This is a genomic window from Corynebacterium sp. HMSC072A04, assembly GCF_001809235.1.
Lineage (GTDB): Bacteria > Actinomycetota > Actinomycetes > Mycobacteriales > Mycobacteriaceae > Corynebacterium > Corynebacterium hiratae.
In genome coordinates, this window is record NZ_KV796774.1 from 20,815 (window position 1) to 35,817 (window position 15,003).

Annotated in this window: 16 protein-coding genes and 1 tRNA gene; 8 read left to right on the forward strand and 9 right to left on the reverse strand. The window is 62.9% G+C overall.

What is annotated here, in order from left to right; translation table 11 throughout:
• The first annotated feature begins 20 nt into the window (after positions 1-20).
• The 6 genes from HMPREF2565_RS04775 to HMPREF2565_RS13350 all read left to right on the forward strand — a co-directional run bounded on the left by HMPREF2565_RS04775 (position 21) and on the right by HMPREF2565_RS13350 (position 5,150).
• Positions 21-716, forward strand: a complete 696-nt coding sequence (locus HMPREF2565_RS04775; protein WP_070596944.1) for a hypothetical protein — start codon at positions 21-23, stop codon at positions 714-716.
• A gap of 33 nt (positions 717-749) precedes the next feature.
• Positions 750-2,171: a cysteine--tRNA ligase gene (gene cysS, locus HMPREF2565_RS04780; protein WP_070596943.1), complete on the forward strand. Its 1,422-nt coding sequence runs from the start codon at positions 750-752 to the stop codon at positions 2,169-2,171.
• 41 nt (positions 2,172-2,212) lie between these two features.
• Positions 2,213-3,163, forward strand: a complete 951-nt coding sequence (rlmB, locus tag HMPREF2565_RS04785; RefSeq protein WP_070596942.1) for a 23S rRNA (guanosine(2251)-2'-O)-methyltransferase RlmB — start codon at positions 2,213-2,215, stop codon at positions 3,161-3,163.
• 18 nt (positions 3,164-3,181) lie between these two features.
• Positions 3,182-3,916, forward strand: a complete 735-nt coding sequence (locus HMPREF2565_RS04790; RefSeq protein ID WP_010188884.1) for an AAA family ATPase — start codon at positions 3,182-3,184, stop codon at positions 3,914-3,916.
• On the forward strand, positions 3,913-4,563 hold the full coding sequence (locus tag HMPREF2565_RS04795) for an AAA family ATPase (protein WP_010188886.1): 651 nt from the start codon (positions 3,913-3,915) through the stop codon (positions 4,561-4,563). The genes HMPREF2565_RS04790 and HMPREF2565_RS04795 overlap by 4 nt, the downstream gene beginning before the upstream one ends.
• A 305-nt stretch (positions 4,564-4,868) precedes the next feature.
• Positions 4,869-5,150 (forward strand): ATP-binding cassette domain-containing protein, encoded by a 282-nt coding sequence (locus tag HMPREF2565_RS13350; protein ID WP_080550367.1) that lies wholly within the window; start codon positions 4,869-4,871, stop codon positions 5,148-5,150.
• 33 nt (positions 5,151-5,183) lie between these two features.
• Here HMPREF2565_RS13350 and HMPREF2565_RS04800 read toward each other — a convergent pair whose 3' ends face one another.
• From HMPREF2565_RS04800 to HMPREF2565_RS04815, 4 genes are read right to left on the reverse strand one after another with little or no spacing between them, the layout of a single operon-like run.
• Entirely contained in the window at positions 5,184-6,023 is an 840-nt protein-coding gene (locus HMPREF2565_RS04800; RefSeq protein ID WP_070511078.1) for a CE1 family esterase, read from the reverse strand.
• A gap of 9 nt (positions 6,024-6,032) precedes the next feature.
• Positions 6,033-6,995 carry a metal ABC transporter permease gene (locus tag HMPREF2565_RS04805; RefSeq protein WP_198531109.1) on the reverse strand — a complete coding sequence of 321 codons (963 nt, stop codon included), beginning with the start codon at positions 6,993-6,995 and terminating at the stop codon, positions 6,033-6,035.
• Positions 6,973-7,674: a metal ABC transporter ATP-binding protein gene (locus tag HMPREF2565_RS04810; protein WP_071406934.1), complete on the reverse strand. Its 702-nt coding sequence runs from the start codon at positions 7,672-7,674 to the stop codon at positions 6,973-6,975. The genes HMPREF2565_RS04805 and HMPREF2565_RS04810 overlap by 23 nt, the downstream gene beginning before the upstream one ends.
• Positions 7,675-8,799, reverse strand: a complete 1,125-nt coding sequence (locus HMPREF2565_RS04815) for a metal ABC transporter solute-binding protein, Zn/Mn family (RefSeq protein ID WP_071406935.1) — start codon at positions 8,797-8,799, stop codon at positions 7,675-7,677.
• 72 nt (positions 8,800-8,871) lie between these two features.
• Between HMPREF2565_RS04815 and HMPREF2565_RS04820 the strand changes: the two genes are divergently transcribed.
• Complete coding sequence (locus HMPREF2565_RS04820) at positions 8,872-9,957, forward strand: LacI family DNA-binding transcriptional regulator (protein ID WP_071406936.1); 1,086 nt, start codon at positions 8,872-8,874, stop codon at positions 9,955-9,957.
• Here HMPREF2565_RS04820 and otsB read toward each other — a convergent pair.
• From otsB to HMPREF2565_RS04845, 5 genes are read right to left on the reverse strand one after another with little or no spacing between them, the layout of a single operon-like run.
• Positions 9,954-10,697 carry a trehalose-phosphatase gene (gene otsB, locus HMPREF2565_RS04825; RefSeq protein ID WP_070511068.1) on the reverse strand — a complete coding sequence of 248 codons (744 nt, stop codon included), beginning with the start codon at positions 10,695-10,697 and terminating at the stop codon, positions 9,954-9,956. The two genes, HMPREF2565_RS04820 and otsB, sit on opposite strands and share 4 nt — an antisense overlap.
• Before the next feature lie 30 nt (positions 10,698-10,727).
• Positions 10,728-11,240 (reverse strand): hypothetical protein, encoded by a 513-nt coding sequence (locus HMPREF2565_RS04830; protein WP_071406937.1) that lies wholly within the window; start codon positions 11,238-11,240, stop codon positions 10,728-10,730.
• Positions 11,237-12,658, reverse strand: a complete 1,422-nt coding sequence (locus tag HMPREF2565_RS04835; RefSeq protein WP_070680114.1) for an alpha,alpha-trehalose-phosphate synthase (UDP-forming) — start codon at positions 12,656-12,658, stop codon at positions 11,237-11,239. Before HMPREF2565_RS04835 ends, HMPREF2565_RS04830 begins: the two co-directional genes overlap by 4 nt.
• A gap of 2 nt (positions 12,659-12,660) precedes the next feature.
• Positions 12,661-13,008 carry a hypothetical protein gene (locus HMPREF2565_RS04840; protein ID WP_046649277.1) on the reverse strand — a complete coding sequence of 116 codons (348 nt, stop codon included), beginning with the start codon at positions 13,006-13,008 and terminating at the stop codon, positions 12,661-12,663.
• Positions 13,009-13,058: 50 nt separating this feature from the next.
• Positions 13,059-14,735, reverse strand: coding sequence for a threonine/serine exporter ThrE (locus HMPREF2565_RS04845; protein ID WP_070596955.1), 1,677 nt, complete (start codon positions 14,733-14,735; stop codon positions 13,059-13,061).
• Between the two features lie 186 nt (positions 14,736-14,921).
• Between HMPREF2565_RS04845 and HMPREF2565_RS04850 the strand changes: the two genes are divergently transcribed.
• Positions 14,922-14,994: transfer RNA gene (locus HMPREF2565_RS04850), tRNA-Thr, on the forward strand.
• Positions 14,995-15,003: the final 9 nt, after the last annotated feature.

The window sequence follows — 15,003 nt, forward strand, 5'->3', positions numbered from 1 at the left end:
GAATGGGGCAACGTCTGACAATGGAATTCTTTAATTGGGTGCATGCCGTGCACCTGAAAGTGTTGCCCCTCAACGAAGAGTCCGATATTCGGGTGTGGACGGACCTCAATCCAGATGATGGCTCTGCACTATTGGAATTGCATGCCCCGTTGGTTTATGGGGTAGGAAGCGATAGCAGCCATAGTGTTTCCTACAGTGACCTTTTCGAATCTGTGGTTCGCTTTCACACGGCCGTTTCACCTGATGAATTGTCCCTCAGCATAAAGTCGAGCAAGTTTGAGCTACGGGTCGGGACCGCTCCTGGGGTTCGTTTCGAGTATGAACGAGACAATCGTGTCGCTCCGACGGCCCATATTCATCATTCAGGGGTGGCTGGCCTGTTGAGCCCAGCGCTGATGAAAAACTTTTCCGGAGTGAAGAATCGACGGAAGAAGGGAAAGATTGAGGACATACATTTTCCAGTAGGCGGCAGACGATTTCGGGTGTCTCTGGAGGATTATTTCTTCTTCCTTTTCGCGGAGTGCGGTTTTCGATCAAGACCTGGATGGAAAAGCTACCTCGGCAAAAGTCGGGAGAAATGGCTCGACGAACAGTTGCGCGGAGCGGTAGCTGATAATCCTGAACGAGCTGCGAAGGCCTTGCGGCAGATGGGATACGCCGTTGAATGGACAGGCACTGCGCCCGATTCTGATACATGCGACCATCGGCCGTGGTGAATTCCTACCTGGGGGTCAATTAGACTAGGCCAGGTGAGTACTTTGCGCATTTTTGATACCGCCACCCGCAGCCAACGTGAGTTCGAGCCGGTTCGTCCCGGCCACGCGTCGATCTACCTGTGCGGTGCTACCCCGCAGTCCCAGCCGCACATTGGCCACCTGCGCTCCGGCGTCGCCTTCGACATCCTGCGCCGCTGGCTTAGCGCGCAAGGCTATGACGTGGCACTCGTGCGCAACGTCACCGATATCGATGACAAGATCCTCACCAAGGCTGCTGAGAATAACCGCCCCTGGTGGGAGTGGGTCTCCACCTACGAGCGCGAGTTCACCAAGGCCTACAACACCCTGGGCGTTCTGCCCCCTTCGGTGGAGCCGCGCGCGACGGGCTTTGTCACCCAGATGGTGGAGTACATGCAGCGGCTTATCGACGCCGGCTTCGCCTACGCCGTGCCTAGCGGCACGGCGGGGGGAGAGGACGAATCCGGTTCCGTTTACTTCGACGTCGCGGCGTGGAATGCCACGGAAGGCTCGGACTACGGCTCGCTGTCCGGCAACCGTGTCGAGGAGATGGAACAGGGCGAAACAGACAACGCTGGCAAGCGCAGCCCGCAGGACTTCGCGCTGTGGAAGGCTGCAAAGCCGGGGGAGCCGTCCTGGCCCACCCCTTGGGGTCGTGGCCGTCCGGGCTGGCACCTGGAGTGCTCTGCCATGTCCACTTACTACTTGGGCAGCGAGTTCGATATCCACTGCGGCGGCTTGGACCTGCAGTTCCCGCACCACGAAAATGAGATCGCGCAGTCCCATGCGGCGGGGGATAAGTTCGCCAACTACTGGATGCATAACCACTGGGTCACCATGGCCGGTGAGAAGATGTCGAAGTCCTTGGGCAACGTCCTCTCCATTGCCAACATGCTGGAGATCGTCCGCCCGGTGGAGCTGCGCTACTACCTGGGCTCCGCGCACTACCGCTCGGTGCTCGAATACTCCGAGGAGGCGCTGACCGAAGCTGCGGCTGGCTACCGCCGCATCGAGGATTTCGTAGGCAAGTTCGAGGGCGTCGAGAAGGGCGAGTGGACCCCGGCCTTCGAAGAAGCGATGAATGATGACATCGCTGTGCCGAAGGCACTGGCGGAAATCCACACCACCGTGCGCGCGGGCAATAAGGCGCTGAGCGACGGCAACCGTGAAGAGGCTGAGCACCTCGCCGGAGCCGTGCGCGCTATGGCCGCGGTTCTTGGCTTTGATCCACTGGATGAACAGTGGAAAGATAGTGGCGAAGAAAGCGGCGCTGAAGCGGCCCTGGACGTTCTCGTTCGGGCCGAATTGGAGCGTCGCACCACCGCCCGCGCAGAAAAGGACTGGGCTACTGCGGACGCCGTGCGCGACCGCCTTGCAGCCGCGGGTATTACCATCACCGACACCGCCGACGGCCCCACCTGGTCCCTGGCGGATTAACGTCCTCTGCATACGCAGAGGACACCATAAGGAGAAGATCTATGGCACGTACCCATGGCCGCGGCGGCGCAGGTATCCGCAAGACGAATAAGAAGGGCGCCACGAAGGGCTCTGGTGGCCAGCGCCGCAAGGGCTTGGCAGGCAAGGGCCCCACGCCTAAGGCGGAGGACCGTATCTACCACGCCAAGCACAAGGCGAAGCTGGAGCGCGAGCGCCGCAATTCGGGCCGTCACCAGAAGGAGACCGCGGAGATGGTCGTTGGCCGCAACCCGGTCATCGAGTGCCTGCATGCCAAGGTGCCTGCTACCTCCCTTTACATCGTGCAGGGCACGCGCAATGACGCTCGCCTTTCCGAGGCGGTAGCCATGTGCAATACCCGCAACATCCCGATTCTTGAGGTCCAGCGCCACGAGATGGACCGCATGACCGGCAACGGTATGCACCAGGGCATTGGCCTGCAGATTCCGCCGTACAAGTATGCCGACGTTCATGACCTGATGGATCGGGCCCGCGATGCTCAGGAACCGGGTATGTTCGTCATCCTCGATAACATCACCGACCCCCGCAACCTCGGCGCGGTCATCCGCTCCGTCGCGGCCTTCGGCGGCCACGGCGTTATCATCCCAGAGCGTCGCTCCGCCTCCGTCACCGCGGTGGCCTGGCGTACCTCCGCCGGCACCGCCGCGCGCTTGCCGGTGGCTCGCGTGACCAACGTGACCCGCACGGTCCAGGACTTCCAGAAGGCCGGCTACCAGGTTGTTGGCCTGGATGCGGGAGGCGAGCACACCCTCGATACTTACAACGGTGGTACCGACCCCGTTGTCATCGTCATCGGCTCTGAGGGCAAAGGCATTTCGCGCCTCGTCCGCGAGAACTGCGATGCCATCATGTCCATCCCCATGACCGACTGGGTTGAATCCCTCAACGCCTCCGTGGCGGCAGGTGCGGTGCTTTCCGAGTTCGCCCGCCAGCGTCGCGCGGCCCAGAAGTAGGCTCACGCTTTCGTCGCCATGTTCCTCACGAGTGTGCGTCCCGCCCCGGAGCTTATTGGGGAGGGACTGCCCGGCGTGCCGGAACACATGCGCCGCCTGGGCGTGCTCATCGCAGCGCTGCCCGGCGGCGCCTTGCGTTTGCCTACGCCCGTGACCGTCGTCGTGGGGGATAACGGCGCCGGAAAATCCACGCTGCTCGAGGCCATCGCCGTGGGGCTTGGCGTCAATCCCGAGGGCGGCTCGCGCCACGCCCGGTTTGCCACCGGCGACGAGGACTATCCCGAGTGGCTCATCTGCTCGCGGGCGCACAACCCGCGCGACGTGTACTTCTTGCGCGGCGAGACCTTCCTCAACTTGAGCGAGTATCACCACCAGATCCACAGCCCGGAGAATCCCGATCCGCTCAGTGACCTGCCGTTTCTCAGCCACGGCCAGGGTCTGCTCGCCCTCGTCGAGAGACGCTTCCATTCTGACGGAATGATCATTCTCGACGAGCCGGAAGACGGCTTGTCCTATCCCCGGCAGGTCGAGGTTGTCACGCAGCTCGAGCGCCTCGCCGCCCAGGGCGCGCAGGTCATCCTCGCGACGCACTCGCCAGTCTTCCTCAGCATGCAAGGCGCGACCGTCTACGCGTTCGGCGACAAGGGGATTGCGCCCGTCGCTCCCGAAGCGACGGAAGCTGTCCACGCCGCGCGCGAGTTCCTTGCCGATCCATTGGGGACCGCCGCGTTTCTTATTGGGGAGGGCGAATGAGAGACTTCTATGTCGACGCCTATGCCGCGCTGGACGGCGGCCACGGACCTGAGTGGGTGTCCTCCGTTCCTGGTTTCGTGGCGCTGCGACGCCAAGGACTGGACCTGCGTGCGCCGGTGACCGTGCTGACCGGGGACAACGGGGTAGGAAAGTCGACGCTCGCCGAGGGCATTGCCTTCGAGTACGGCTTTCCTGAGCGCGGTGGGATATGGGGTGTGCAGCGCTCCGCCGGTCCCATCAATCCCCTCCGGAGGTGGGCGAGCCTGCGGCTAGGTACCGCGCCCAAGGACGGCTACTTCCTGCGAGCGGAGGCGCACTACAACGTTGGTTCGACCGCGATGTCGCATGGCGAGTCCGTCATGGACGTCGTGCAGCGTTCCTTTGATGGGCGCGGGCTCTACATCCTCGACGAGCCGGAATCTGGGCTTTCGCTCGTGCGGCAGATGACGCTCATGGCGGAAATCCATCGCGCCGCGGAGGCGGGTGCGCAGTTCATCGTGGTGACGCACTCGCCGATTGTGGCAGCCATCCCCGGTGCGCGGATTGTTGAAATTACAGAAGATGGGTTCTTCCTTGAGCTGCGCGACGTGACACAGACGCTGGCGTTTCAGTCGTTGCGTGAGTTTCTCTACGCCTCCGGATGCTAGATTCAGGGCCGAGAAAGCTGGATGGCGATCTTTACTTCTTGGTTGCTGGCCAGTACTTCACATCTTGAACATTCAGATTGCGTGCGTGTGCCGAATACAAGGTTCTGGAGGATTGGGGTTCCACGGCTTAGAGACGAGGACGACTCGGTCCTTTGCCTGCCGTTTTCACCTTGTACAGATTCAGCTGCGGGTAACTTGAAGAATCTTCGCCAGCAAACCGTGACATCGAGAGTACATACATGCACAGACGTGTGCAACATCACGCTGGGACGTAATAATTCTCTAGATAACAACGGGTCGCAAGTGTGATTAGTCAGTACGCGAGAAAAGAAAACCTACGCGATGGAACGCGACCTCTACGCGATCGTCAACGACATTGCCGACCACTACAACAAGGTTCACTGAATGATGAACTGAAGGATCTTTTATCCCTTGTAGGCCTTTCATTGCACCACAGTGTTTCCTGCGAGCATGCTTCGCTCGGTATGAAACAGCGTCTAGGAATCGCCAAAGCACTGGTTGGTAATCCACAATTATTGCTTCTCGACGCTCACCTACGAACGGCCTCGACCCGAGGTTGGGGCTGAGTGGAGTGAGACACGATGGGGCGCACGTGCAGTCTAGAGCCCGAAGAATTCCTCCACGAGCTCGGCAGCGATGAAGGAATCCGTGTTTTTACCCAGGCGTGGGTCCAGCTCGTTGCCCGACGGGATGACGTGGCCCATGCCCTCGACGCTCACGAGCTCGACCGGCGCGCCGGTGGCGTCTGCCGGCTCCCAGCGGTCGACAACGGTGTCGGGGAAAAGGTGGGTGCGCTCTGGGCCGGCGGCATGGTTGAGCTCCGCGAAGCGTGCGGCGTTCTCCTGCGCGCCGGTGACGGCACCGCGGGTGCGCTTCGGGTCAATGCCCGCCGTTCCGCCCGTATAGGGCGCGAGCCGGTCGCCCGTGCCGTGGACGAACATGACCGGGGTGGGTTGGTACGCCGAGTCCGGATTGGTGGGCGCATGGTTGGCGCCGGCGCCGAGAGTGGAGGCGAAGACGCAGGCGGCATCGGCAAGCCCGGGGGCGTCGAAGAGCAAGCGGATAACCATCTGCCCGCCGTTGGAGAAGCCGCAGAGGAACACGCGGCCAATCTCCTGCTCCGCGCGCAGCTCGTCGAGGATGGTGCGCGTGAAGGCGACGTCATCGATGCCCAGCTCGCGCGCGGCGACGGGCAGGGTGGCGCGGGCATCGTTAAAGTGCTGTTCCACGCCGGTGGGGTAGACCGCAAGCATGCCGTGGCGGGTGGCGAGGTCATCGAACGTGCCGTTAGTGAAGCGGCGGATGACGTTCGCGGATTGCAGGGAGCCGTGGAAGAACAGGAGGAGGTCTCTCTGGCGCTCGACGTCATCATTCGGGCGGTACACGAGGTACGTGCGGGTGCGGTCTTGTAATTCGAGGCTACGGCGTTCCAAAGTCACGCATCTAGCCTAATCCTGATGCGCGCAGTGCTCATCGTGCGTCGAGGTGTGGTGTGTCTCGGCGTCGGCGCGATCGGTGGCGGCGCGGAAGTGTTCCTGGGAGGCGCGGCGGGCGGCGACGTCGTCGCGGACGGCCTTGCGGCTGCGAGCCCAGCCGATGCCGCGGCAGACCAGGTAAATAACAAAAGAGATGCTCGTGACGAAGACCGAGACGGGCAGGCCCGGCGCCAGGGAGAGGACCAGGCCGCCCACGGCGGAGACCTCCGCGAAGATGGTGGACCACACCACCGCGCGCAGCGGGGAGGAGGTAATCTGTACCGCCGCTGCGCCCGGCGTGATGAGCAGCGCCATGACGAGCAGGGAACCGACGATCTGTACGGACTGTGCGGCCGTCAGGCCCACGAGGATGGCGAAACACACCGCTAGGGACTTCACTGGCACGCCGGCGGCTTGAGCCATGACGGGATCCGCGGAAGCGAAGAGCAACGGGCGCCAGAACAGCGCCACCACGGCAACGATGATGGCGGTCGTGGCGGCGAGCAGCCACACCGAGGCGGAGGAAACACCGACGATCTGTCCTGTCAGCAGCGTCATCGCGGTCTTGGCGTTGCCGGGGTAGAGGTGCAGGAACAAAACCGAGAGACCCAGGCCGAAACTCATGACCACGCCGATAGCGCTGTCTTGTTGGCCCTTGAGCCCCAGCACCGCCAGGATGATGGCCGCGACGATGGCGCCGGCAATCGCACCGAAGCCGATGTTGAGACCGAACAGCAACGCTGCGGCCGCGCCCATGAGCGCGAGCTCTGAGGTGGCGTGCACGGAGAAGGACATGTGGCGCAGGACGATGAGTGAGGTCATCACTCCGGAAAGGATTCCGAGCAGCGCGCAGGCGATGAGCGAGGATTGCACAAAATCAACGCCCAGCAGGTACTGGGTATCTTCGATGAATTTAGACAACGATGAGCCTCCCATCGACGTTGAGGACTGTCACGGAGGAGCCATAGAGTTCCGAGAGCACTTCGGAGCGCATGACCTCATCGACCGTGCCGAACATGTGACCATTGGGCGCGAGGTAGAGCACCTTATCCACCACTCCCAGCACCGGGTTGATGCCGTGGGTAACAAAAAGCACAGAGGTGCTGCGCTCGTGGCGCCAGGCGTCGAGCTTGGCGACGGTTGCCTGTTGCCGTGCCGGGTCCAAGGACAATAGCGGCTCGTCCGCGAGGATGAGCTCTGGGTTATTAGCCAGGGCCTGGGCCTGGCGGATGAGCTGTTGCTGCCCGCCGGAGAGCTGGCCCACGCGGCGGTCAGCGATGCCGGTGGCGCCAACTTCGGCGAGGAGCTCGTCGACGCGTCCCCGGGCAGGGCGCCGGTTGCGCAGCGTGCCGTGGGCGAGGGACAGTGACACGAGATCCCGGGCGCGCAGCGGCAGGTCCTGTGGGAACATTCGTTGCTGCGGGATAAAACCCACGCGGCACGTGACGTCTACGCTGCCCGCGGTGAGCTGGCGGGTACCCAAGATGGTTCCCAGCAGCGTGGACTTGCCCACGCCATTGGGGCCTAAAACGGCGATGAACTCGCCGCGGTCTACGGCGAGGTTCATGTTCGACCACAGTGGTTCTACTGCGGCATTTTTAAAGGAAATGAGCACTTATGCAGCCTCGAGTGCGTTTACGACTTCTTCATAGTAGTCGAGGAAGTTGGTCTTCTCCGGCGGGGTTTCACCGATTTCGACGACCGGGATGTTCTTGTCCTCGGCGGCGGTGCGAATGCGCTTGGTCATGTCGGTTTCGGTCTGCGGGTTAAAGATGAGCAGGTCGATCTTGTCCTGCTTGATGTCCTCGAGGAAGTGCGCCAGGTCGGCGGCGGTGGGCTCGCCCTCAGCAACGGTGGCCTTGCGGTAGCCCTCCGGGGTGGCGTCGGTGCTGTCGGTGTACTTGAAGATGTAATCCGCGATGGGCTCGGTCTGCGCGTAGTTGCGCTGCGGGAGCTTCTCGATGCGTGACTTCAGGCCCTCCACGCGCTCGACCAGGGGATCGGCGGTGGCCTTGGCCTCCGGGTTGGCCTCGTTGACGAGATTGGCTACGTCGGTCGCCACCTTCTCGATGGCGGCGGAGTCGTACCACACGTGCTCGTTGCCATCGATGTTGGTGACCTGCTCGGGGTGCTCGGCGGCGATCTTCTTGGCCTCATCCATGGTCACGGTCTCACCTTCGTGAGCGTGGTCATGCGCATGCTCGTGTTCGTGCGCATGGTCATGCGCACGCTCGTGTCCTTCTTCATGACCATGTTCGTCATGGTCATGCGCGTGGTCGTGTTCCTCTCCATGATCATGCTCGCCATGATCATGATCACCATGATCGTGCGCGGTAAGCGGGAGCGCGTGAATGATCTGGTCCTGGTTCTTGACGGCCTGGTAGAGCCAGGCGTCGTAGCCGCCGCCACCGGCGATGATGACGTCGGCCTCGTTAGCGCGGGCGATGTCCGCGGCGGTGGGCTCGAAGTGGTGTGGGTCCACGCTGTTACCGCTCACGATGGGGTGGACGTCGATGTTGACGTCGGTCTGCGCGGTGTTGACGACCGCCTGGGCCACATCAGCCCAGATGGAGGTCGAGGCGACGACCTGAATGGCCTCCTTGTCGGAACCGGCATCCGAGCCGCTATCGGCGTTATCGCCGCTGGAGGAACAGGCGGTCAGCGAGGCGGCGCCCAGGGTGGCTGCGAAGAGGAGAGCGGTGGGACGTCGGAAAGCACGGCGTGAGAGGGAAGTGGTCATGTCCCTATTTCTACGCTTTAGTGAAAATTGTTGTCAAATGATAATGAGTTGAAAACGGGTAGTCTTACCGTCATGTCCAAACGCAGTACGACGCTGGCCTCCCTGGCCGCCGAACTCGGGGTTTCGCCCACCACGGTGTCCAACGCGTATAACCGCCCAGACCAGCTGGCGCCTGCCACTCGGGAGCGCATCCTCGCCGCGGCGGCTGAGCGTGGCTACACAGGCCCGGATCCCACCGCGCGCAGCCTGCGCACACGCCGCCAGGGGTCGCTGGGCGTCCTGCTTACTGAGCACCTGTCCTATGCCTTCGAGGACATGGCCTCGGTAGATTTCCTCGCCGGCATGGCGGAGGCCTCGGCAGGGGCGAGCACGACGTTGACTCTCATCCCAGCCGGCCCAGATACCGTCGGTGCTCCCAATGACGCCCAGGCAGCGCAGCTTGTAGGGTCGGCGGCGGTTGATGGATTTGTGGTCTATTCCGTGGCGGCGGGTGATGCTTACCTTGAAGCGGTGCAACGCCGCGGCTTGCCGGTGGTGGTGTGTGACCAGCCCACGGATTCGGGCTTGCCCTTCGTGGGTATCGATGACCGCGCCGCGATTGCCCCGGCGGCGCAGGCGCTTGTCGACGCCTCCCATACCCGCATCGGCATCCTTGCCATCCGCCTATATCGCGAGCGCCTCGATGGTGAAGTGACGGCTGCGCAGCTGGCTGCGGCGGATATGCACGTGCAACGCTCACGTGTATTGGGTGCGCTCGATGTCTTTGCAGACGCGGGACTCGATCCTGCAGACATCCCCGTGGTGACGCGACACATCAACGATTCGCGTACGGCTTACGCGGCCGCGGAGGAGCTGCTGACTAAGCACCCGGATCTCACCGCGGTGTTGTGCACGACGGATTCGATGGCGCTCGGCGTAATGGCTTATGCACGCGATCATGGAATCGTGGTTCCCGAGCAGCTTTCCGTCACCGGTTTCGATGGCATCGCGCCGGCCCTGGCGCTGGGCCTGAGCACCGTCGTGCAGCCGAACAAGGAAAAGGGGGCGGCGGCGGGGCGCATGCTGGCCAGCCTCATCGAGGGGCGCGGCGAGGTGCCGCGCGTGTTGTTGGAGACCACCTTCCGCCCGGGGCGCACCGTGGCGCCGGTCGGGGCTTAAGAGCTGTGCTGCGCGCGAGCGGCGGCGAGTTCTTCGAGGAACTCTGTCACCGCCGCGATATCGGGCACGCGCAGCGCCGCCTGCGTTGCGCCCTCACCAACCTTGACGCCGAGGTCCGGCGGCTGATTGAGCGCGGCGAAGCCGTCTTCGTCGGTGGTGTCATCCCCTAAAAAGACCACCGCTGTGGCCCCGACGCGGTGACGAAGCTTGTCAATCCACGTGCCCTTCGTGGCCTGCGTTGCGGAGAACTCGACGACGCACTTGCCCGCAGTCTTGGGGAAACCATCGGCGCTTAAGGCCTCGCCTTCCGCATAAGCAGCAGCGGCGGCGTCCGGGTCTTGCAACTCCAGCGCCCGCAGGTGCAGCACCCGCTGGAAAGGTTTGATCTCCAGCTCCGCGCCGGGGTGGCGGGCGATAATCTCCTTGATTTCCGCTTCCTTCTTGGCCAAGTAGGCTTCCATCTCCGGGGTGAGCGCGGATTCTTCCCACGAGGATTCGGCCCCATGCGAGCCACCAAAAAGCACCGGCTCGCGCAGCGGGCATACTCGCATCAGGCCATCGAGGTGGCGCCCAGAGAGCACTGCCGCGGTGGTGTTAGGTAGTTGCGCCAAGGCAGCGAGAGCATCCAGCGAGCGCTGCTCGGGGCGCACTGCGTAGGCGTTGCGCGCGAAGCCGGCCAAGGTGCCATCGAAGTCGGAAACAACCGCTAAATGTTCGGCGGCGGCGAGAGCATCAATCATGCTCCCCACCCTAGCGCTGAAACTTCGGAGCTATAGCGCGGCCATGCGGATAATCGGTGAATCCACCTTGTCGGTGCGCAGCGTCAACACGAGTTGGTTGTTGGGGTTGAGCGCGAAGTCGAACTCATGGCCTTCGGCGATGAGGTTGCGCATCAGCGAATCAGCCCATTGCATCGAGCCCTCGCAGTCGCCGCTTCGCGGTGGGCTTTCATAGGTGGCTTTCTCCACCCGCATGACGTCGCCCTCCCAGATCGTGGAGGTTTTGTCATCCTTGTGGAAGGACACCTCAGCGGTAAACGGTACGCAGCCAGTTGAGCCCACCGCAGTGTGCTCACCGAAGCTCATATGGGGCACGTGTGCAGTATCGGCAGGGAGGGAGGAAGGAGCGTCCGGTGAGGTGTAGAGGTTGATGACCTGCCAATCCTTGCCCACGATGCGGTCATCGCCGCGCGGGGCAGGTTCCTCCTCAGCGGAGCTGCATCCAGCTAGGCCAAGCGCAAGCAGCACAGTACTGAGCACAGCGGTGAGCCGGCGCCGCATCATGCTTCCTCCTGGTTCAGTGCGCCGAGGAAAGACTGCGACCACAGCGCGATATCGTGCTGACGCACCTGCTCGTTCATAGCAATCATGCGCTCGCGCATGGTCTCGGGGGATTCCTCCAGTGCCTTGACCGCGGAGAGCAGCGCACGTTTGATGGATTCGATGTCGAAGGGATTGCACAGGTTGGCTTGTGTGAGTTCTGCTGCCGCGCCCGCAAACTCGGAGAGCACGAGTGCACCTGTGCCGTCGCCGTGGGAGGCCACGTATTCCTTGGCCACTAGGTTCATGCCGTCCTTAAATGGTGTGACCAGCATGATGTCCGCGAGCCGGTAGTAGCGCCGCAGGACGTCCTTCGGCACGGAACTGTGCTGGTAATGCACCACCGGCGCGCCGAGGCGCCCAAAGCGGCCATTGATGCGGCCCACGGCCTCCTCCACCTTTGAACGCGTGGCGCGGTAATGGTCGATGCGTTCGCGCGAAGGAGTAGCCAGCTGGACGAAGGTTACCTCGTGTGGGTCCAGCGCACCGGTCTCGAGGAGCTCCTCGAAGGCGGTGAGGCGCTGCAGGATCCCCTTCGTGTAATCCAGGCGGTCCACACCCAAAATGACGTGCTTGGGGTTCCCCAACTCAGCACGCAGCTGGGCGACGTCCCCCGCATCGCCACCGTCAGCGAATTCACCCGCCGCAATGGAAATGGGGAAAGCGCCTACCCCGACAGAATGCCCGCTACCGGTCACGATGCGAGCGGTGACCGCGCGGGTGCTGACCTCCCCTTCTACGTCCAGCCCTTGGGTGCGGGCCAGCTCCAAGAAATTGCGGGCGTTGGATTCGAGGTGGAAGCCGATCAGGTTGGCGTCGAGAAGCCCCCGCACCAACTCCTCACGCCACGGCAACTGGCGGAAGAGATCCGGGGACGGGAAGGGAATGTGCAGGAAGAATCCAATGGTGAGGTCGGGGCGTAGCTGGCGCAGGATGCCGGGGACGAGCTGGAGCTGATAGTCCTGCACCCACACCGTGGCATTCTCTGCGGCGACGGCTGCTACCTCGTTGGCAAAACGCAGGTTGACCTCGCGGTAGGCATCCCACCAGTCGCGGTTGTAGACGGGGGTGACGATGAGGTCGTGGTAGAGCGGCCACAGGGTGGCGTTGGAAAAGCCCTCATAGAAGGCCTCAAAATCCTCCTGTGTCAGGCGCACCGGGTGAAGGAGGACACCGTTATCCGTGGTGAAGGGCTCGGGAGCTTCGTCGGCTACGCCCGGCCACCCCACCCAGCAGCCCTGGTGTTCTTCCAAGACCGGGGAGAGCGCGGTGACGAGGCCGCCGGGGGAGGCCTTCCACTCGCGGGTGCCATCGGCGGCGGTCTCGAGGTCCACTGGCAGGCGATTGGCTACGACGACGAAGCTATTGGTGCGCCCGGACATAGCTAGGCCTTCTTTGCGGCCTTTTTAGTTGCCTTCTTCGTGGCCTTCTTAGTTGTCTTCTTGGTGGCTTTCTTCGTGGCCTTCTTAGTCGTCTTCTTCGTGGATTTCTTAGAAGCCTTCTTCGTGGCCTTCTTGCTGCTCTTCTTGGGGGCAGCATCGGCTTGCTCGGCCAGCACCTTGCGGTGGACCAAGCCTTCTGGCTCGACGCCCAGCATCGACATGAGGGTCACGCCGTCGAGGAAATCCTCCGCATAGGTGGCGACAACGCGGCGCGCGGAGCGGGCGGTCTCCTCCTCTACTGCGTGAGTCTGGTCAGCCGCGGGCTGGGTATCTGTGACCTTTGGTGGCACGGAGTCCTCCTGGGATGAAGTATGAAAGCTTTCAGACCGGCTATTCTACGCTATTGCGACTTCGTTGGGGCGCTCGGGTCATCTTTGCCGGGCACCGTGTAGGTGGGGCGCTGCGCCGGAAATTGCGTGGTAACGGGCCACATGTCCGTGATGGCATCGCCCTGCTGGAAGCGCGCCTGCTGTGCGGGTGTCGGTGGTTTGGGCCCATATTGCGGCGGCGGGGCCGGCAGATTGTGGCGCGGGGCGAAGGGAGACAGGGGCACGCGCGGGATACGGGCGCGCTGCGCCAGGCGGGTGGCGCGCGCGAAGGAGAACGTGCCCAGGCGCTTGAAGGCGGTGTAGGGGCGGAAGTACTGCGGGCGGCGCAGGCGGCGGGCGACTCGCTCGCCGAAGACCACGCCGGCGGCAAGTGCACCGGCGATGGCGAGGGCGCTGGCCAGGTTGGTCAGGCCGGTGATGAGCTGCTCGTTGAGCATGGCGTACATGCCGCGGTACAACGTCAGGCCTGGAAGCATGGGCGTATAGCCCACGATCATGGTGATGAGTGGCGGCATCATGTAGCGACGGGAGAGCAGGCCGCCGGCCAAGCCCACCGCTGCGGCAGAAATGCCCGAGGCAATGACGGCCCCGACGCCCAAGAAGACGACGAGGAAGTAGTAGAACACCATACCGGCGGCGGCCGTGAGACCGGAGATGGTGACCTCGGACCAGGAGGCTCCCAGCGCCAGTGCGAAGGCGGCGGAGCCGATGCCGCCGCACAGTACGAGCAGTGGGATTTGGTGATAGACGGGCGGGGCGAGCGTGGCTAGTGGGGGAAGGCTAAAGCCCAACCACGACGCCACCTGGATACCCAGGCCCACGCCGGCGATGATGGCGCCGGTGGACATGAGAGCCTCAAAGAACTTCGCGGACGAGGTCACGGGTGCGCGGGTGATGCCGTCCACGAGGCACTGTACGAGCGTTAGTCCCGCCACCAGCACGACGATGCCGGAACCGATGATTTGGGAGGGCAGCATCTGGATGCCAAATCGCGCGAAAACGTTGTAGAGGATGGCCGCGGGAATGACGGCAAGCAGGCCGCCGACAAGGTTCTGATAGAACGGCGGCAGCCGGTAGCCGGCGAGGAACATATTCGTGCCCATGATGAGTGCCGAAATGAGGAAGGTGACAACACCGACGAGAAGGTCACCGCCCAGCATCACGGCGATGAATCCACCCATGGCACCCCACGCGCTGACGATGGTGGTCTTGGAATAGGGGTTCTTCATCGCATCGATGTCATCCAAGATCTTCTCCGCCATTGCCGGTGGCGTAGCACCGGAATGGATGGAACGGATGAGCCTGTCAACGGCGGATAGTTTGGTGAAATCCACGGCGATGCTCGGCGCCACGCGGAAGACGTGGAGGTTGTGCCGATCCGGCCCTGTGCCGATGGCGGTGTGGATAGTGATGGTATTCATCAGGATCGACACGTGGCAGTAGTGCAGGCCATAGGAGGAAGCGACGAGGTGAATCTGTGCCTGCACGTCGGTATTGGCTGAGCCCGCTGCGATCAGGATTTCGCCGACGCGCGCGGCGATCTCCATGACGCCGGTGACCTGGGCCGGATCGGTGAGATCAACAGGGGCGAGCGGGGAGGGCGGCGGTGCGGCCTTAGCGGCGTCAATGGTGGCGACCGGAGCCGACCGGTGCAGCAGGCGCTGGCGCAAGGAAGAAAGAACAGACACGGAAAAGAAAGACCTCAACAACACTTCTGGGTTCGGTAAGTCAGCACTTTAGTAACTGCCGCGGATTTATGCACCTGCCAGTGCTTTTCGGGCCCCTGACGGCCGCTTTTTCGCAGTGCAACCACCCTGGCTTTCCGTCCATGGGGTGGGCTCAGGTACGATTCCCCATAGCGGATGAGCCGCGGTGCTGGAGTGGCGCAATCGGTAGCGCAACGGTCTTGTAAACCGTAGGTTGCGAGTTCAAGTCTCGTCTCCAGCTCAAAAGGGC